A 19,470-nucleotide genomic window follows, 5' to 3' on the forward strand; every position below is an offset into this window, starting at 1 on the left:
GATGCCTTACGTATCTTCGTTCGAGTTCGGGTGAGCAACATGTGGTGGAGCATTTTTGGCGGTGCAAAAGTCAGGTCTCGGGCAACCGCAGGTCAGCGTTCGCTGGCCTCGCCGATGATCATGTCGCTGGAGCCGCGCATGCTGTTCGACGGCGCGGTGGCCGCCACCGTGGCCGATACCGCTGCGCAAGCCGACAACCATGCACCCACCGCTGCCGATGCGGCCAAGGCGCCGGCAGCCGATCATCCCGTAGCGAGTAAAGACACCCACGGCCAGGCTGATGCCACGCCGGCGGCCAGCCCGGTCGCGGTGCCCGGTCAGAGTGTGGTGTTCGTCGATTCGCGGGTGAAGGATGCCGACAGCCTGCTGCAAGGCATTGCTCCCGGCACGCAAGTGGTGAAACTCGACGCCAGCAAGGATGGTTTGCAACAGATCGCCGACTTCCTTGATCAGCATCACGGCGTCAGCTCGGTGCAGATCATTGCCCACGGCAACGCCGGTGACTTGTGGCTGGGCAACAGTTATCTCTCGGCAGACAACGTCGCCCAGCGCAGCGCGGTTCTCGCGGAAATCGGCAAGGACATGAATGCTGGCGGCGACATCCTGATTTACGGCTGCTACACCGCCGAAGGTGATCGTGGCTTGAGTTTCGTCGATTCGCTGGCGCAGTTGACCGGACGTGATGTGGCCGCTTCGAACAATCGCACCGGTGTCGGCGGCGACTGGGATCTGGAGATCGCCACCGGCACCATCGAAAGCGCCAACGTGCTGTCGAGCAAAGCCATGAGCGAGTACCAGTGGGGCCTGGCCACCTGGACGGCGACCAACAACCTCAACTCGGGTGTCGGCTCCCTGCGCGCGGCGCTGGCTTCGGCGCAGAACGGCGACATTGTCACGTTCAGTTCCGGCATGACCGTTCAGCTCACGTCGGAATTGCTGATCAACAAGAACATCACCGTCGATGGCGACCTGAACAACGACGGCGTCGCCGACGTGATCCTCGATGGTCAGTACAAAACCCGCGTGGTGGAAGTCACCTCCGGCAGCACCGTGACTCTCGACGGCCTGGTGATCACCAAAGGTCTGGTGGCGGGCAATGGCGGTAATGGCGGCTCGGCGGCGGCGGGCGCCATGGGCGGCGGCATTTTCAACGCCGGCACTCTTACCCTGAACAACGTCACCGTGACCGCGAACGCCGCTTCCGGCGGTGGCGGCGGCGGGGGGTGACCGGCGGTTATGTCGGCGGTGGCGGTGGCGGTGGCGCGGGTATCGGTGGCCAGACCGGTGGCCATGGTGGTTCGTCCGGCCCAGCCACTGGCACTTATGCCGGCGGCGCAGGCAGTGCCAATGCCGGCGGTTATGGCGGTGGTTACAGCCCGACCGACATGGGCGGCCGAGGCGGCACCAGCACCGGTGGCGTGGGCGGCAATGGCGGCAGCGCCGGTGCCGGTTACAGTCATGGCGGCAATGGCGGTTCGGCGAGCAACGGCAGCCTGTCGATTGGCGGCGGCGGCGGTGGTTCCGGCTGGGACAAAGTCGGCGGCGTCGGCGGCAATGCGGCGGGCGGTATCTACAACGCTTCGAGCGGCACCCTGAAAGTCATCGGCACCTCGGTCATCAGCAACAACATTGCTGCCGGCGGCGGCGGTGGTGGTGGCGGTGGGGTCGGCAGCAACGGTGCCGATGGCGGTGCCGGCGGTCGCGGCGTCGGAGCGATCTGGAACAACGGCGGTGTGGTGCTGATCACCGCGAGCAACTTCGCGGCGATCAGCGGCAACGGCGCCGCCAGCGGTGGCGGGGGGCTTTCCAACGGCGGTTCGACCGGCACGACGCCGAGCGCACTGGTGGGGATCTACAACAACGGCGGTACGCTCAACACCGCTTACGTGGAACCACCCACCGCCACCGTCGTGGTCGCCGATACCGCGCTGAGAATCGGCGAAACGTCGCTGGTGACCATCACCTTCAGTCGTGCGGTCAGCGGTTTCACCAACGCCGACCTGACCATTGCCAACGGCACGCTGACCAGTGTTTCCAGCGCCGACGGCGGAATTACCTGGACGGCGACCTTCACGCCGACCAACAACATTACCGACACCACCAACCTCATCACCCTCGATAACACCGGGGTGGCGGCAGTGTCCGACAGCGTGGCCGGTGTTGGCACCACCAACTCGAACAATTACGCGATCGATACTCAGCGCCCGACCGCGACCATCGTCATGGCCGACACCGCGCTGAAAATTGGCGATACATCTCTGGTGACCATTACCTTCAGCGAAGCGGTATCCGGTTTCACCAACGCCGACCTGACAATTGCCAACGGTACGCTGACCAACGTCAGCAGCGCCGACGGCGGCATCACCTGGACAGCGACGTTCACCCCGAACGCGAGCATTAGCGATGCCACCAACCTGATTACCCTGGACAACACCGGGGTGGCGGATCTGGCCGGCAACGCCGGCAGCGGCACCACCGATTCAGCCAATTACGCGATCGACACCGTGCGTCCGACAGCGACCATTGTCGTTGCCGACACCAATCTCGCGGCAGGCGAAACCTCTGTGGTGACCATCACCTTCAGCGAAGCGGTGAGCGGCTTCACCGCCGCCGACCTGACGGTGGCCAACGGCACCTTGAGCGGACTGAGCAGCAGCGACGGCGGCATCACCTGGACCGCCACGCTGACGCCAACCACGAGCGTCACCGACACCACCAACCTGATCACTCTGGACAATACCGGTGTCAATGACCTGTCCGGCAACGCCGGCACTGGCAGCACCAACTCCAACAACTACGCGATCGACACCGCGCGGCCGACGGCGACCATCGTGGTCGCCGACAACGCGCTGAAAATCGGTGAAACCTCTCTGGTGACCATCACCTTCAGTGAGGCGGTCAGCGGTTTCACCAACGCCGATCTGAGCATTGCCAACGGTACGTTGAGCGCAGTCAGCAGCGCGGATGGCGGCATCACCTGGACGGCCACTTTCACGCCGACCAGCAGCATCACTGACGCCACCAACCTCATCACGCTGAATAACAGCGGGGTCACCGATCTGGCGGGCAATACCGGCGTCGGCACCACCGATTCCAACAATTACGCGATCGACACCGTGCGGCCGACCGCCACCGTGGTGTTCGCGCAAAATACTTTGAAAATCGGCGATACCTCGCTGGTGACCATCACCTTCAGTGAAGCGGTGAGCGGTTTCACCAACGCCGACCTGACCATCGCCAACGGCACTCTGACGGCGGTCAGCAGTGCGGACGGCGGGATTACCTGGACGGCGACGTTTACGCCGAGTGCGAACATCACCGATGCCACCAACCTGGTGACGCTGGACAACACCGGTGTTGCCGACCTGGCCGGTAACGCTGGCAGCGGCACCACCGATTCGAACAATTACAGCATCGACACCCAGCGGCCGACCGCGACCATCGTGATCGCCGATCCTGCCCTGAGCGCCGGCGAAACCTCACTGGTGACCATCACCTTCAGCGAAGCGATCAGCGGTTTCAGCAACGCCGACCTCGCCGTGCCCAACGGCACGCTCACGGCGGTCAGTAGCGCGGATGGCGGCATCACCTGGACAGCGACGTTCACGCCGACCGTGGGGGTCAACGACACCAGCAATATCATCACCCTGGCCAACACCGGGATCGCTGACCTGGCCGGGAACACCGGCACGGGCACGACCAACTCGGGCAACTTCACCATCAACACCGTGGCACCGACCGCGACCATCGTCGTCGCTGACAACAGCCTGACGATTGGTGAGACGACGACGGTGACCATCACCTTCAGCGAAGCCGTCAGCGGTTTCAACAATGCCGACCTGACGATTGCCAACGGTACGCTGACGGCGGTGAGCAGCAGCGATGGCGGCATCACCTGGACGGCGACGTTCACGCCAACCAGCAACATCACCGACGCCTCCAACCTGATCAGCCTCGACAACAGCGGCGTGCAAAACGCCTCCGGCAACGCGGGCAATGGCACCACCAACTCCAACAACTACGCCATCGACACCCAACGCCCAACGGCAACCATTGCACTCGCCGACTCGGCACTGGGCGTCGGCCAGACCACCACTGTGACCATCACCTTCAGCGAGGCGGTGAGCGGTTTGACTCTGGCCGATCTGACTGTGGCCAACGGCACGCTCTCCGGATTGAGTACGTCGGACAACATCACCTACACGGCGACGTTTACGCCGTCGGCGGGCATCACGGACACCAGCAACATCATCACCCTGGACAACACCGGCATTACTGACGTGGCGGGCAACACCGGCAGCGGCACCACCGACTCGGGCAACTATGTGATCGACAGCCAGCGCCCTACCGCCACCATCGTTATCAGTGATACCGACTTGCGCCCGGGCGAAACCGCGCTCGTCACAATTACCTTCAGCGAGGCGGTCACGGGCTTCGACAATTCCGACCTGAGCGTCGCCAACGGCACGCTGAGCAACGTCTCTTCGAGCGACGGCGGCATCACCTGGACCGCCACGTTTACCCCGACCATTGGCCTCAGCGATGCGACTAACCTGATCGTGCTGAATAACGCTGGCATCAGCGATCTGGCGGGCAATGCCGGCACCGGCACCACCAACTCGGCGAACTATGCGGTACAGACCGAAGTGCCGACGGCGACCATTGTCGTTGCGGACAGCTCGCTCAAGGCCGGGGAAACTTCGATCGTGACGATCACCTTCAGCGAGGCCGTCAGCGGTTTCAGCAACGCTGACCTGACCATCGCCAACGGCACCTTGAGCAATGTGGCCTCCAGCGACGGCGGCATTACCTGGACCGCTACGCTGACGCCGACCGCCAACATCACCGACACCAGCAACCTGATCACCCTCGACAACAGTGGCGTGACCAACGCCTCCGGCAACAGTGGCGTCGGCACCACCGATTCGAACAATTTCGCCATCGACACGGCGTTGCCGACTGCAACCATCGTGGTCGCCGACAATCGCCTGGGCATCGGTGAAACCACCACAGTGACCATCACGTTCAGTGAAGCAGTCAGCGGTTTTGACCTGTCGGACATCAGTGTTGCCAACGGCACATTGGCGAACCTGACCAGCAGCGATGGCGGCGTCACCTGGACCGCCACGCTGACGCCAACCGCCAATGTCAACGATGCAACCAACCTGATCATCGTCGACACCGCCGGCGTGCAGGATCTGGCCGGCAACCTTGGCGCCAGCATCGCCATTTCCAACAATTACGCGCTGGATGCGACCCGGCCAACGGTGGACATCGTGGTCGCCAATTCGCACTTGGGCATCGGCCAGACCACCACGGTGACCTTCACTTTCAGCGAGGCGGTGAGCAATTTCGACTTATCCGACCTGAGCGTGACCAACGGTGATCTGAGCAACCTCAGCAGCAGTGATGGCGGCAAGACCTGGACCGCGACCTTCACGCCGACCGCCAACGTCAGCGATCCGAGCAACTTCATCGCGCTGGACACCAGCAACGTCACGGATCTGGCCGGTAACGTCGGCAGCACGGTGGCGGTGTCGAACAACTACGCACTCGACAGCGAACGGCCCACGGCGACGGTGGTGATTGCCAATCCGAATCTCGGTCTCGGCCAGACCTCCCAGGTAACCATCACCTTCAATGAGGCGGTCAGTGGTTTTGATCTGGCGGACATCAATGTCGGCAATGGCACCTTGTCCAACCTGAGCAGCAGCGACGGCGGCAAAACCTGGACCGCGACCCTGACGCCGAATGCCAACGTCAACAGCGCCAGCAATGCCATCAGCGTCAACAGCGCCGGGGTCAGTGATCTGTCCGGCAACAGCGGCAGCGGTGTCAGCAGCTCGAACAATTACGCGATCAACACCGTGCCGGCGGTCGTTCCTCCCACTACGCCAACCAGTGTGGTGATTCCCGATCCACTGATTCGCAGCAGCGATCCGGTGGCGCCGCCACCGCCGCCAAACGTGCCGTTGCAACCGATCATTTTCACCGCGCCGACCGGCGACCTCGGCTCCCCGCTGACCTTCGCGCCGCTGTTCGAGCAACGGGTGATCGGCAATGGCATCCGTCCTTTGGGCGATATCTTCATGAATCACGGAGCCCTCAGCCCGAGCTTCATCGCGCAAGTGTTCAGCAGCAGCGACAGCGGCGCTGATGGATCCGGTCACGGCTTCCTCGGTTTTGGCGGGGGTGACGGCGGCGTGTTCGGCAGCAGCACACTGGCGAGCCTGTTCAATCAGGACAGTGCCGCCGAGCGCGATTCATTGAATGCGTTCGGCAGTCAGTCACTCAAGGCGGGTGATGTTTCTCAAGGCCTGCGCGGCGTATTTGGCGCGCCGACGCTGGGCCAGCAACTGCAACAACTCAAAGACAACGAACAGCACCGGGTCGACAACCTGGCGGCAGCACTGCAACAGGTCGGCATCAGCGAAATATCGGCCTGAAAAAACCATAACTCAACACTGTGCGGGACCTAGGGGCGATCCAGGGATGAAGAGAAGTCAGAAGTTGTTCGGCGCCAGCCTGCTGGCGCTGGCGATCAGCGGATGTGCAGTGACCAGTGAACCGATTGAGCGCAGCGTCAGTGAACAGCGTGCCAAAAGCGATCTGCAAGGCATGTACAAGGATCAGGAACCGCTGCGCGGTCCGTTGACCCTGCACCAAGCCATGGCCCGCGCCGTGAAGTACAACCTCGAAGGCCGCTTGAAGATCATGGAGGAAGCGCTGGCCAAGCGGCAGCTCGACCTCGCCAGTTTCGACATGCTACCGCGCATGGCGCTGGATGCCGGCTACGTCGGGCGCAACAACGTCAACGCCTCCAGCAGCCAGAGCGTACGCACCGGCACCCAGTCTCTGGAACCGTCGACCTCGCAGGATCGTGACCGCGAAGTTGCCGACCTGACCATGGTCTGGAACGTCCTCGACTTCGGCGTCAGCTACATCAGCGCCAAGCAGCAGGGCGATCAGCGCCTGATCGTCCAGGAACGGCGCCGCAAGGTGATCAACACCATCGTTCAGGACGTGCGCTCGGCCTATTGGCGGGCGATGGCCGCTGAACGTCTGCTCAAGCAGATCGACAGCCTGATGGCACGAGTGCAGACCGCCCGCGACAACAGTCAGACCCTGAGCGATCAACGCATTGGAGATCCGGTGCAGTCGCTCGGTTACCAGCGCTCGCTGATCGAAGCGACCCGGCAACTGGAAGAACAACGCCGCGCCTTGTCGCTGGCGAAAACCGAACTGGCGACGCTGATCAACTTGCCGCTGGGCACCCCTTTAACTTTGGCCACCGATGACGGTTATCAGATTCCCGAACTCAAGGTCGATCTGGCCAAACTCGAACAGGAAGCCCTGACCAGCCGCCCGGAACTGCGCGAGCAGGATTACCAGACGCGCATCAGCGCCGCAGAAACCCGCAAGGCCATGCTGCGCTTGCTGCCGGGCCTGGAGTTTTCTGCTGGCGGGCATTACGACAGCAACTCCTTCCTTGTCGAGCAGGGCTGGGCCGACTATGGCGTGAAAGTCACCTGGAACCTGTTCAACGTGATCTCCGCTCCGGCGGCGATCAACGTCGCCAAGGCCGGCGAAGAAGTGGCCACTGCGCGGCGACAAGCAATGTCGATAGCGGTGCTCGCGCAACTGTATGTGGCGAATGCCAACTATCAAGAAGCCATGCGCCAGTTCAAGACCAACCAACAGTTGTCGGACATCGACGGGCAAATCGTTGGCCAGTTACGCAACCGTCATCAGGCTGCCGGGATTGGTGAGCTGGAGTTGATTCAGGGCGAGTTGAACAACCTGCAAGCCGACTTGCGCCGTGATTTGTCGTACGCCGATTTGCGCAATGCCTACGGCCAGATCTTCGCCAGTGCCGGCCTCGATCCGCTGCCGGATCAGGTGCAGTCGACCGAAGTGCAGTCGATCGCTACCGCGCTGGCCAACCGCGAGTCGGCGTGGGCGTCGGGGGATATCTCGGTGCCGGTGGTGGCGCATGCCCCAGCGCAGTGATGTGCTGGCGCCCGTTGCCAGCGTCAGCCGCACGCAACGCGAGGTTCGTAATGGGCATCGCGGTGCAGCGATTCTGTTGACCGGTTTGCCGGCGGCGGGCAAGTCGACACTTGCCCAGGCGCTGCACGCCGAGTTGTTCGGGCGAGGTTTGCAAAGCGTGGTACTGGATGGCGACGGTTTGCGCATCGGGCTCAATCGGGATCTGCGATTCACCGACGCTGATCGCCAGGAAAATATTCGTCGCGCCAGCGAGCTCGCCGCGTTGCTGGTGGAAAACGGGCAAATCGTGATTTTGGCGATGATTGCGCCACTGGCCGAACTGCGTGAGGTGTTTGCGCAACGCTTGGGGGACGACTATCGCGAAGTCTGGTGCAGCGCTTCGCTGGCGGTGTGCGAGCAGCGTGATCCGAAAGGGCATTACGCCCGTGCGCGACGCGGTGACCTCGCTGGATTTACCGGAGTGTCGGCACCGTATGAGCCGCCAACGCAGGCGTCGCTGGTGCTCGACACCGGTGCGCAAACGGTCGAAGCCTGCCTTGATCGATTGCTGACCTGGCTCGGCGAGTGCGCGGTGTTGCCCAGGACATGAGCCGGCCGGCGTTCTCGCGTTTGCCGGTGACGGTGGATTTGCCGCTGTTGCTGCAAGCGCTGGCGGCGATTGCCGACGACGCCTGGCGCAGTCACTTCAACACCGAGTATTTCTCGGGTGACTGGAGTGGCGTCGCGCTGATTTCGGCAGCCGATGCGTTGACCGAACTGTCGCCCGGTCGCGGTGAGCCGTTGCTACGCGAACCGTGGTTGCGTGATGAGCGCTGGCGCCACGGCTTGCGCAATCTGTCGCTGAATATCGTCAGCGCTCGACTGCTGCGCCTGGGCCCTGGCGCGCGCATTCACGAACATCGCGATTACGATCTGAATGGCCCGGACGCCGATCGCCGTTTGCACATTCCGTTGCTCAGTCCGCCCAATGTCGACTTCTGGCTCGACGGCCAACGCGTGCCGATGGCTGCTGGGGAATGCTGGTTTCTCGATCTCGCCCGTCCGCACCGAGTGGATAACCGCGATACCTCAGCGCGTATTCATCTGGTCATCGATTGCAAACCCGATGCCTGGCTTGAACAGATGATCGTCGAAGGATTGCCCGACACACCAGCGCCGGGTTTGGCCGATACCGACTTGCAGCGCTTTCAAAGGCTGGTGACTGAGGATGGCTCGCTGTCACTGGTCTTGCGCACGCTGCATGACCCTGAGGTATTTATCGCTCGAACGCTGGAACTCGCGACGGAACGCGGCTTGGTATTTTCTCGCGAAGAACTGCGTACCGCGATGCGCAATGGTCGGCGGCAATGGAACGAACAATGGAGCTGTTGAGTTTCGACGGTTGGTTGCCGATTCGTGTCTGGCCGGTTGATGGGCAGTGGCGGGTCGATTGGTGCTGGTTCGGTGAGACACCGCTGCATCAGCCGTTTTTCCGTGAGGCGGTGGACGATGCACTGCGGCTGCCCTTCAATCAGGCGTTTCGACGGCAGACGCCGCTGTCGGCGCTGACCGAATGGCAAGCGCAAAGCCCCGGCCTCGCACCAAGCGCTTTTATTCTGCACGCCTCGCGCTGTGGCTCGACGTTGATCAGTCAGATGCTCGCGCAACTCGACGATCACATCGTTGTGTCCGAACCGCCGCCGCTGGACGCACTGTTGCGCAACGAATTGCCTGCCATCGAACGCCGGGCGGTGATCACTGGATTGCTCTCGGCTTATGGTCAGCGCCGGCGCGGTATTGAACAGCGTTTAGTGATCAAACTCGACGCTTGGAACATCGGTGAATGGCCGCTGCTGCAGGACTGTTTCGCAGATACGCCGTGGCTGTTTCTCTATCGCGATCCTTTGGAAATTGCCGTTTCTCATCTGCGCCGGCCGGGGATGCACATGGTGCCGGGGATGCTCGGTGATTGCGTATTGGAGGATGGTTTGCCGTTTGAAGGACGTGAAGATTTTATCGCGCGGCGTTTGGGGCGCTTGCTTGAAGCCGGGTGGCTGCATTGCCGTGATTCCGGCGGTTTGGCGGTGAATTACAGTGAGTTGCCTGATGCGATGGCAGGGCGTTTGGCGCGGTTCTTTCGATTGAATGATGTGCAGCGTCAGCAGGTGTTTGCCGCTGCCGCGCAGCATGCGAAACAGCCTTCGCAAGTGTTTGTTGCCGATGGTGAAGACAAGCGCCGCGAGGCTTCGGCGCTGTTGCAGGAACGTGTGCGCACTTTTGCGCTAGCACCATTTGAAGCCCTGGAAGAATTGCGCGGCATTCAAAAGATCGCAGCCTTCGGCGGCTCCTACATTGAAATGTGATCCCCTGTAGATGCCGCAGGCTGCGATCTTTTGCTCTTCAGGACTTGCCGGACAAATCCGCCATGCCCTTGAGCAATTCGATCGGCAACGGAAAGACAATCGTCGAACTCTTGTCTCCGGCAATCGAACTCAAGGTCTGCATATAGCGCAACTGCATCGCCCCGGGCTGGCGTCCGAGCATTTCCGCCGCTTGCATGAGTTTTTCCGAGGCCTGCAATTCGCCTTCGGCGTGAATCACTTTCGCGCGCCGCTCGCGTTCGGCTTCTGCCTGTTTGGCGATGGCGCGGACCATCGATTCGTTGAGATCGACATGCTTGATCTCGACGTTGGCGACCTTGATCCCCCAGGCATCGGTCTGCGCATCGAGCACCTGCTGAATGTCGATGTTCAACTGCTCGCGCTCGGCCAGCAGCTCATCCAGTTCATGCTTGCCAAGCACCGCGCGCAGGGTGGTTTGCGCCAGTTGGCTGGTGGCAGAAAGATAATCCTCAACCTGAATAATCGCCTTCTGCGGATCGAGCACGCGGAAATACAGCACGGCGTTGACCTTGACCGAGACGTTGTCGCGGGTGATCACGTCCTGCGGCGGCACGTCGAGGACGACCGTGCGCAGGTCGACCCTGACCATTTGCTGGACCACCGGGATCAGCAGGATCAGACCGGGGCCTTTGACCTGCCAAAAACGGCCGAGCTGAAACACCACGCCGCGTTCGTATTCGCGCAGGATGCGAAACGTCGAGCCGGCCAGGGCAATGACCAGTAACAGCAGCGCAACAAAACCGATTTGCAGACCCATGATCACTCTCCGAGCGGTGCCGCGTCAGTCGCGGCCACTTGCAGCAACAATCCCTTGCGCGCCACCACGCGCACCGGTTGCCCGGTGTGCAGCGGTGTGGCACTGAGCACTTGCCAGCGTTCACCTTGCAGTTGCACCCAGCCGTTACGGGCATCGCCCGGTTGCACCGTGGTGATCGCGGTCACACTGCCGAGCAGGCCGGCGTCGCCACTGACGGCATGGCGCGGGCGGGTTTTCAGGGCACGGATCAGCAGCGCGAGCAACAGCAGGGCGCTGATCAGACCGAGGCCGATCATCATCGGCGCCGGCAATTCGGCGTTGCTCAGAATCAGCGCGCCGATGACGAACATGATGATTCCGGCCAAGCCGATCACCCCGTAATTGGGCAGCGCCGCTTCGGCGATCAGAAACACGATGCCCAAGGTAATCAGCCACAAACCGGCCGGACTCATGGCCGGTAACTGGCTGTCGGCAGCCAGGGCTGATCCGCTGATCATCAGGAGCAAGGCAAACGCACAACATCGGCTGTTCACGTGACCCTCCGCGAGCGTCATGTCTGGTTCTTACAGTCTAGTTGAGGGTTGTCCTGTATGAATTTTGATCAATGTGCAGATATGTCCGGTGAGCGGATTTCCCTGCGCCAGACACCCGCCGAACTAGACTCAAAGACACGGCAATCACCGTTCAGCGCAACACCGAGGTGCATCATGCGTATGGCAAGAAAGGTGCAGAGCAGCCTGAACCGGGCGCACTGCGAATACGACATCGTCGCCCATCGACACTCGTCCAGCAGCCTGGAAACCGCACGGGTCGCCGGGGTACCCGCCGAGCGCGTGGCCAAATCGATCATTCTCGACGACCACCACGGGCATTACCTGATGGCCGTATTGCCGGCCAGTCGTCACCTGGACCTGAGCAAGGTACGCACCAGCGGCGAATGGCAACTGACCCGCGAAAGCAATCTGGCGCATATTTTCGACGACTGCGAACGCGGGGCAGTGCCGCCGCTGGGTGACTCCTACGGGCTGGACATGGTCATCGACCCGTTGCTGACGCGGCAGAAGGATATTTATCTGGAGGCGGGCAACCACAACTACCTGCTGCACATGAGCATGCCGGAGTTTCTGAAAATGGTGCCGCATGCCGAGGTGCGTGAGTTGAGTAATTAGGATTTGTGGCGCCGGCACTGACGCCTTCGCGAGCAGGCTCGCTCCCACAGGTTGATTGCATTCCCCTGTGGGAGCGAGCCTGCTCGCGAATAATCTTCCACACACCCCGTTTTTGAAGGAACTCAGCAATGGAGCAACCAACCCACACTCTCCCATCCCTGTTCAAACAACTCGGCCTGGACAACGATCCGACCAGCATTGACCAATTCATTGCTACCCATTCCCCGCTCAAACCCGAGCTGCATTTGGCTGACGCGTTTTTCTGGTCGAAGAGTCAGTCGCAGTTTTTACGGGACGAGATTCTGGATGACGCCGACTGGGCGGAGGTGGTGGATCAGTTGGATGTGTTGTTGCGTAAGGGCAGGAGTGTGTAAAAAAAATTGTAGGGAAAGGCTGAAATGTAAAAAAAACATGCGCGATGTAAAAAAAACTGGGCTTTAATCGTCGCAGTGAATTTTTTACGTGGACGATGACGATGCCAACTGTTGGATATGCCCACCTGCGTGATGCGCTGAAGCTTAATGCATTTGCCCCCAAGCGCATTGCGATGATCAAACCGGTTACCCGGATTACCTTGATCGGTGAGTGTCTAGCGGTTCCAAACGGCGTCGCGCCGGCACAGGGTTCGACACTTGAGCACATCTTGTTTGCTCTGAAGCATGAGGGAATAAACCTGTGCATTCTTGCTCAGGCGCTTGAAACCGTTGAAGCGGACGAGTTGCTAGGTGAGTTGAGCCGATCACCTAACGGGGTATTTATCCGCAAGGCCTGTTTTCTTTGGGAAAGTTTCACGGGCAAACAGCTGGAATATTCCGTACCGGTTCGGGGCAACGTTGTCGCTTTGTTTGATCCCAAGCGTTATGTCACCGGGCCTGCAATTCGAAATAGTCGTTGGCGGGTAGATTTTAACGGGTTGGGGTCAATGCGTTACTGCGCCACAGTCGAGCGTACGACGGAGCTGCAGGCGCTGCTTGATCTGGACATCCTTGGTCGAGCCCAGGCTTTTATGGCGACGTTGCCGCCGGAAATGATGGATCGGGCAATCAATTGGGCCTATCTGCATGAGACCCGCGATTCTTTCGCCATTGAGAAAGAAGAGCCCAACGAAGAAAAGTCGCGCCGTTTTGTTCGGCTTCTGCGCCAAGCCCATGAGCGAACAGAGTTGAGCGAAGACTATTTGGTCGAGTTGCAGAACAGTACGGTTTCCAATCCTTTCGATAAAGCTGTGCTTTTCCGTCATGAACAGAACCATTTACACAACGGCTTGAGAGGCGCAGCTGGCGTCAGCTATGTCCCGCCTCCGCCGCAATTGTGCAGGGAGTTGATGGACGAGTTGATGAGTTTTGCCAATCACTCAGCCAAGCAGGTTGATCCGTTGATAGCTGCAGCGGTTGTGGCTTTCGGGTTTGTCTTTCTTCACCCGTTCATGGATGGCAATGGTCGACTTTCACGTTTCCTGATTCACCAGACGCTTTGCCACTCTGACGCTCTAAAAAATGGTTTGTTGTTACCGGTTTCCGTAGCGATGAAACACGAAGAGTCTGGCTATCTCGAAGCGTTAAAGGAGTTCTCGAAACCAGCAAGAGAGTTCTGGAATGTCACTTGGCTGGACGCTGATCAGATGGCTTTCGATTTTATTGGGCACGACTCAATCTATCGATTCTGGGACGGGACTCAATGTGCAGAATTTACCTTGCAGATGGCCTTGCGAGCATTGGAAGTGGAGCTGCGCGAGGAGACCGAGTTTCTTGAAAAATACGACTACGTCATCAAAGAGGTGAATGGGCGTTTTGACGTACGGGGGAGCGACCTCTCGAAACTGGTAATGATGTGTCTGGATAACGGTAACAAAGTTTCAAAGCATCGACGTAAGCAGTTCCAGTTCAGCGTGCCGGAGGAGGTTTTCGATTTCATTGAGCAGATAGCGGGTGATTTCGATTCGGTAGGCTAACCCTGAACAGGCAATTTGTTTCAAAACTTGACTGAAATTCCCCTCCAATGCGATATTGATAGTTAGCAAACTAACAGTGTGCATTTCCTCGTGCCGAACGAACTCGACGCTCTCCAGATGAACATCAGCAGTGCCATGGTGGTGGCCGCCAGGCATTGGCGGAAGATCTGCCAGACCACGCTGGTCAACTACGGAATCTCCGAAGCCTGCGCCGTGCCGCTGTTGATGATCGGCCGCTTGGGCGAGGGCGTGCGCCAGGTGCGGGTGGCGCAGGCCGCCGGGATGGAGAGTCCGTCGCTGGTGCGTCTGCTCGATCAGTTGTGCCATTCCGGCTACGTCTGCCGCACCGAAGATGCCCAGGATCGCCGGGCCAAATGCCTGAGCCTGACCGACACCGGTCGTGAACTGGTGCAAGCGGTGGAGATCGAACTGGTGCGCTTGCGTCACGAGGTGCTCGAAGGCATCGAGCAAAGCGATCTGGAAGCTACGCTTCGGGTACTCAGAGCTTTTGAGGCGGCCAGTCCGCCTTTGGTGGTCAATTCTTGAACGGTTTTTTCTCCGGCATTCCGCCGGCCCGTGACTGGTTCTACGGGGTCCGTACGTTTGCAGCGTCGATGATCGCGCTGTACATCGCCTTGCTCATGCAAATGCCGCGTCCGTATTGGGCGATGGCCACGGTGTATATCGTCTCCAGCCCGTTTCTCGGGCCGACCAGTTCCAAGGCCTTGTACCGTGCCATCGGGACTTTTCTCGGTGCCGCGGCGGCGGTTTTTTTCGTGCCGATGTTCGTGCAGAGTCCGTTTGTGCTGGTGGTGGTCATCGCGCTGTGGACGGGTATTTTGCTGTTCCTGTCCCTGCAACTGCGCACGGCCAACAACTATGCATTGATGCTCGCCGGTTACACCCTGCCGCTGATTGCCTTGCCGGTGGTGGATAACCCGCTGGCGGTGTGGGACGTAGCAGAGGCGCGCACCGAAGAGATTTTCCTCGGCATCGCCGTTGCCGCCGTGGTCGGCGCGATGTTCTGGCCGCGTCGTCTGGCCCCGGTGTTCAACGATGCCGTGAGCAAGTGGTTCACCGACGCAACGACCTACAGCCTGAAATTCCTCAGCCGCGACGTGCAGCCCGAAGAAGTCACTGCGCTGCGCATGGCCATGGTTGCCAACTTCAACAGCCTCGAATTAATGATTGGCCAGTTGCCTCACGAAGGTGCGCGACCGCAAACCGTGCGCAACACCAAAGAATTGCGCGGGCGGATGATTCATCTATTACCGGTGATTGATGCGCTGGAAGATTCGCTCTACGCCCTCGAACGGCGCACGCCGGAACTGGTGGAAAAATTCGCACCGCTGCTTACCGCGACCCGTGAATGGCTCGGTCACCCGGACGCCGATCTCGACCGTTGGCAAACGCTGAAAGATCAGCTCGAAGCCCTGCAGCCGAGCGTCGAGGCGCTTGAGGATCGTAGGCAATTGCTGTTCTCAAATTCGATTTATCGTCTCGGCGAATTCATCGATCTGTGGCAAGACTGCCGCAGTCTGCAGGACGCGATTCTTTGCGAACGCCAGGACAGCTGGCGCGCGGTGTATCGCCACTGGCGACTGGGTCGACTGACACCGTTTATTGATCGTGGACTGATGCTCTACTCGGTGGCCTCGACCGTTCTGGCGATCATCACCGCCTCGGTGCTGTGGATTCTGCTCGGCTGGCCGGACGGCGGCAGCGCGGTGATTCTCGCCGCGGTGGCCTGTAGCTTTTTCGCCTCGATGGACGACCCGGCACCGCAGATTTACCGGTTCTTTTTCTGGACCGGGATGTCGGTGCTGTTCGCCAGCCTTTATCTGTTTCTGATTCTGCCCAACCTGCATGACTTCCCGATGCTGGTGCTGGCGTTTTCCATCCCGTTCATCTGCGTCGGCACGTTGACGGTACAGCCGCGGTTCTTCCTCGGCATGCTGCTGACGCTGGTTAACACCTCGTCGTTCATCAGCATTCAGGGCGCTTACGATGCGGATTTTTTCGCCTTCGTGAACTCCAACCTCGCTGGACCGATCGGCCTGCTTTTCGCTTTCATCTGGACGCTGGTCGCACGCCCGTTCGGCGCCGAACTGGCAGCCAAACGCCTGACCCGTTTCAGCTGGAAAGACATCGTCCACATGACCGAGCCGGCCAACCTTGCCGAACACCGCAAATTGGGCGTGCAGTTGCTCGATCGACTGATGCAGCACCTGCCGCGTCTGGCCCTCACCGGCCAAGACACCGGCATCGCCATGCGCGAAGTCCGCGTCGGCCTGAACCTGCTCGATTTACTCGCCTATACCCCACGGGTGACGGGCGCGCCGAACGCGCTGTTGCAGCAAGTGGTCAGTGAAGTCGGCGAGTATTTCCGCGCTTGTCTCAAGGCTGGCGAACGCTTGCCGGCGCCAGCGCCATTGTTGATGACCCTCGATCGTACTCGTCGCGCACTCAATGGCCAGGGCGACGATGAAACCCGTTTGAACCTGTTGCACGCCTTGAGCGGTTTGCGTCTGGCGCTGTTGCCCGGCGTCGAATTCGTCGCCAGTGCCGACTCCGAAGAACCGCTGCCCGATGGAGCGCCCCTATGATCGGTGATCTGGACATCAGCGGCATTTTCCTGCCGACCCTGCTGGTGTTGATGGGCATTACTTATGTGCTGTTTTTGTTGGTGCATGGCGTACTTCAGCGCGTGCACTTTTACCGTCTGGTCTGGCACCGGGCATTGTTCAACGTGGCTCTCTACGCGGTACTGCTGTACGGCGTGGACTCACTCAGTCGATACCTGATGACATGAAAAAACCGTTTTTGACCATCGGTCGCGTGGTACTGACCCTGCTGATCGTGACTTTTGCCGTTGTCCTCGTCTGGCGCATGGTGATGTATTACATGTTCGCGCCGTGGACCCGTGACGGCCACATTCGCGCCGACATCATCCAGATCGCCCCGGACGTTTCCGGGTTGATCCAGCAGGTTGAAGTGAAAGACAACCAGTTGATCAAGCGTGGCCAGGTGCTGTTCAGCATCGACCAGGATCGCTTCAAACTGGCCCTGCGTCAGGCCAAGGCGGCCGTCGCTGATCGCGAAGAAACCCTCGCTCAAGCCCAGCGCGAGGCCAAGCGTAACCGTGGCCTCGGTAACCTGGTGCCGGCCGAGCAACTGGAAGAAAGCCAGTCGAAGGTCGCCCGCGCGCAATCGGCACTGGCCGAAGCCATGGTCACCGTGGACAGCGCTCAGCTCAACCTCGACCGCTCAGTGATCCGCAGCCCGGTGGACGGCTACGTCAACGACCGTGCGCCGCGTCCGCAGGAATTCGTTACCGCCGGGCGTCCGGTGTTGTCGGTGGTCGACAGCAATTCGTTTCACATCGACGGCTATTTCGAAGAGACCAAACTCGACGGCATTCATGTTGGCCAGTCGGTGGATATTCGTGTGATCGGCGACCGCGCCAAACTGCGCGGGCATGTTGAAAGCATCGTCGCCGGTATCGAAGACCGCGACCGTACCAGCGGCAGCAATCTGTTGCCGAACGTCAACCCGGCGTTCAGCTGGGTGCGGCTGGCGCAGCGGATTCCGGTGCGGATTGCCTTTGATGACGTGCCGGCAGATTTCCGCATGATCGCCGGACGCACTGCCACCGTTTCGATCATCGACGATCAGCCACGCGACGAGCGGAAACAGGAGCCTGCGCAATGAGCAGGGCGCTGATGATCGCCGGGTTGGGCGTGATGCTCTCGGCCTGTCAGATGGTCGGGCCGGATTATCACGTGCCTGAGGATGCAGCGGTGCAGCGCAAGGATTTTCAGGGCGAACTGGCGGTGGCCGGCAAACCGGTAGTTTCGGCGCCGGTGCCGGCGGATTGGTGGCGTCTTTATAAGGATGCGCGGCTGGATCAACTGGTGCAGCAGGCCATGGCTTCCAATACCGATCTGCGCGTAGCGGCGGCGAACCTGCAGCGGGCTCGAGCTCAGGTCGATGAGGCCGAAGCAGCGGGCGGCTGGAGCGCAGGTGTGAAGATGGGTGCGCAGCGTTTGCAAGAGTCTGGTCAGGCATTCTTGCTGCCGGAAAAAGTCCCGGTCGATAACGTCGGCGACATCGGCATCAGCGCTTCTTATCAGTTCGATCTGTGGGGCACTTTGCAACGCGGCATCGAAGGCGCAAAGGCCAATGCCGACGCGACCCAGGCAGCGGCAGACACGGCGCGGATCACCTTGGTGGCAGACGTCGTGCGTGCTTACACCCAAGTCTGCGCGGCCAACGAAGAACGGGAAATTGCCCAGCACTCCCTCGACCTGCAATCGCAAGGCACCACGCTGATTCAACGTCTGCGCGATGCCGGCCGTGGCGACGAAACTCAGGTGACTCGCTCGCAAACCCAATTCAAATCCCTGCGCGCCGAACTGCCGCGCTATGAAGCGGCCCGTCAAGCTGGGTTGTACCGTCTGTCGATGCTGCTGGCCAAACCGGTCGATCAATTGCCGGCCGGCACCGCCACCTGCGCCGAACTGCCGAAAATCGCCCAACTGGTGCCGGTCGGCGATGGCGCTGCGCTGCTCAAACGTCGCCCGGACATTCGTCAGGCCGAACGTCGTCTGGCCGCTTCGACCGCCGGCATCGGCGTCGCCACTGGCGAGTTGTATCCGGACATCAGTATCGGCGCGACCATCGGCACTGTTGGTCTCATCGATGACTTGGGTGATCCGTCGACCAACCGCTGGGGTTTCGGCCCATCGCTGAGCTGGAAAGTGCCGACCAACGGCGCTCGTGCGCGAATCCGCGAGGCAGAAGCGGCGACCCAAGGCGCACTGGCGCACTTTGACGGCGTGGTGCTCAACGCCATTCGCGAAACCCAGACCGGTCTGGCTCAGTACAGCGCCTTGCTGCAACGCCGCGATGCGCTGGCCGATGCCGAGCAGTCAGCGAAACTGGCCGCCGACCAGACCCACCGCTTCTTCCAGGCCGGCCGCGAGTCGTTCCTCGCCGACCTGCAAGCAACGCGCACCTACACCGATGTCACCGCGCAACTGGCCGCCGCCAACACCCAGGTTGCGATGAGCCAGATCGATTTGTTCCTCGCCTTGGGCGGCGGTTGGGAAAGCGGACGAACGCACGCTGCAAGCCCCAGCAAACCCTGAGGCCGTTGCTATGCTTTGAAGTGTTGGAAGGGTGCCCCGAGCAAGGCGCCCT

16 protein-coding genes are annotated in these 19,470 nt (G+C 60.6%); 14 read left to right on the top strand and 2 right to left on the bottom strand.

Annotation, left to right across the window (positions count from 1 at the left end; translation table 11 throughout):
- Positions 1–39 precede the first annotated feature (39 nt).
- The 6 genes from AB4O01_RS21140 to AB4O01_RS21165 are packed head-to-tail and all read left to right on the top strand — an operon-like array spanning position 40 to position 10,352.
- The gene (locus tag AB4O01_RS21140; protein WP_460089431.1) at positions 40–1,227 is read left to right on the top strand and encodes a DUF4347 domain-containing protein; all 1,188 of its coding nucleotides are present in this window, start codon (positions 40–42) and stop codon (positions 1,225–1,227) included.
- On the top strand, positions 1,224–6,446 hold the full coding sequence (locus AB4O01_RS21145) for a beta strand repeat-containing protein (RefSeq protein ID WP_460089433.1): 5,223 nt from the start codon (positions 1,224–1,226) through the stop codon (positions 6,444–6,446). Before AB4O01_RS21140 ends, AB4O01_RS21145 begins: the two co-directional genes overlap by 4 nt.
- Before the next feature lie 46 nt (positions 6,447–6,492).
- Positions 6,493–8,010 carry a TolC family protein gene (locus AB4O01_RS21150; protein WP_186620842.1) on the top strand — a complete coding sequence of 506 codons (1,518 nt, stop codon included), beginning with the start codon at positions 6,493–6,495 and terminating at the stop codon, positions 8,008–8,010.
- Positions 7,994–8,599, top strand: a complete 606-nt coding sequence (gene cysC, locus AB4O01_RS21155; protein ID WP_093440273.1) for an adenylyl-sulfate kinase — start codon at positions 7,994–7,996, stop codon at positions 8,597–8,599. The genes AB4O01_RS21150 and cysC overlap by 17 nt, the downstream gene beginning before the upstream one ends.
- Positions 8,596–9,381 carry an aspartyl/asparaginyl beta-hydroxylase domain-containing protein gene (locus AB4O01_RS21160; protein WP_186620873.1) on the top strand — a complete coding sequence of 262 codons (786 nt, stop codon included), beginning with the start codon at positions 8,596–8,598 and terminating at the stop codon, positions 9,379–9,381. The genes cysC and AB4O01_RS21160 overlap by 4 nt, the downstream gene beginning before the upstream one ends.
- Entirely contained in the window at positions 9,369–10,352 is a 984-nt protein-coding gene (locus tag AB4O01_RS21165) for a sulfotransferase family protein (RefSeq protein WP_414927296.1), read from the top strand. The genes AB4O01_RS21160 and AB4O01_RS21165 overlap by 13 nt, the downstream gene beginning before the upstream one ends.
- A gap of 37 nt (positions 10,353–10,389) precedes the next feature.
- Here AB4O01_RS21165 and AB4O01_RS21170 read toward each other — a convergent pair whose 3' ends face one another.
- A complete protein-coding gene (locus AB4O01_RS21170) occupies positions 10,390–11,148 on the bottom strand; it encodes a slipin family protein (protein ID WP_007917711.1) in 759 nt (252 codons plus the stop codon).
- A gap of 2 nt (positions 11,149–11,150) precedes the next feature.
- Entirely contained in the window at positions 11,151–11,702 is a 552-nt protein-coding gene (locus AB4O01_RS21175) for an NfeD family protein (protein ID WP_186620838.1), read from the bottom strand.
- A gap of 153 nt (positions 11,703–11,855) precedes the next feature.
- Here AB4O01_RS21175 and AB4O01_RS21180 point away from each other — a divergent pair, with 153 nt between their 5' ends.
- The 8 genes from AB4O01_RS21180 (at position 11,856) to AB4O01_RS21215 (ending at position 19,418) form a co-directional block, all read left to right on the top strand.
- Entirely contained in the window at positions 11,856–12,317 is a 462-nt protein-coding gene (locus AB4O01_RS21180; RefSeq protein ID WP_320336039.1) for an aminoacyl-tRNA deacylase, read from the top strand.
- Between the two features lie 128 nt (positions 12,318–12,445).
- Complete coding sequence (locus tag AB4O01_RS21185) at positions 12,446–12,691, top strand: DUF2789 domain-containing protein (protein WP_186620834.1); 246 nt, start codon at positions 12,446–12,448, stop codon at positions 12,689–12,691.
- Between the two features lie 101 nt (positions 12,692–12,792).
- Entirely contained in the window at positions 12,793–14,268 is a 1,476-nt protein-coding gene (locus tag AB4O01_RS21190; RefSeq protein ID WP_175559669.1) for a Fic family protein, read from the top strand.
- Between the two features lie 117 nt (positions 14,269–14,385).
- Entirely contained in the window at positions 14,386–14,814 is a 429-nt protein-coding gene (locus AB4O01_RS21195) for a MarR family winged helix-turn-helix transcriptional regulator (RefSeq protein WP_093440308.1), read from the top strand.
- Positions 14,811–16,874 (top strand): FUSC family protein, encoded by a 2,064-nt coding sequence (locus tag AB4O01_RS21200; protein ID WP_460089436.1) that lies wholly within the window; start codon positions 14,811–14,813, stop codon positions 16,872–16,874. Before AB4O01_RS21195 ends, AB4O01_RS21200 begins: the two co-directional genes overlap by 4 nt.
- On the top strand, positions 16,871–17,080 hold the full coding sequence (locus AB4O01_RS21205) for a DUF1656 domain-containing protein (protein ID WP_034151805.1): 210 nt from the start codon (positions 16,871–16,873) through the stop codon (positions 17,078–17,080). Before AB4O01_RS21200 ends, AB4O01_RS21205 begins: the two co-directional genes overlap by 4 nt.
- Positions 17,077–17,979 carry an efflux RND transporter periplasmic adaptor subunit gene (locus AB4O01_RS21210; protein WP_099757674.1) on the top strand — a complete coding sequence of 301 codons (903 nt, stop codon included), beginning with the start codon at positions 17,077–17,079 and terminating at the stop codon, positions 17,977–17,979. The genes AB4O01_RS21205 and AB4O01_RS21210 overlap by 4 nt, the downstream gene beginning before the upstream one ends.
- Positions 17,976–19,418 (top strand): efflux transporter outer membrane subunit, encoded by a 1,443-nt coding sequence (locus AB4O01_RS21215; protein ID WP_116256408.1) that lies wholly within the window; start codon positions 17,976–17,978, stop codon positions 19,416–19,418. The genes AB4O01_RS21210 and AB4O01_RS21215 overlap by 4 nt, the downstream gene beginning before the upstream one ends.
- Positions 19,419–19,470: the final 52 nt, after the last annotated feature.

Source organism: Pseudomonas sp. S2_E02 (assembly GCF_054668355.1).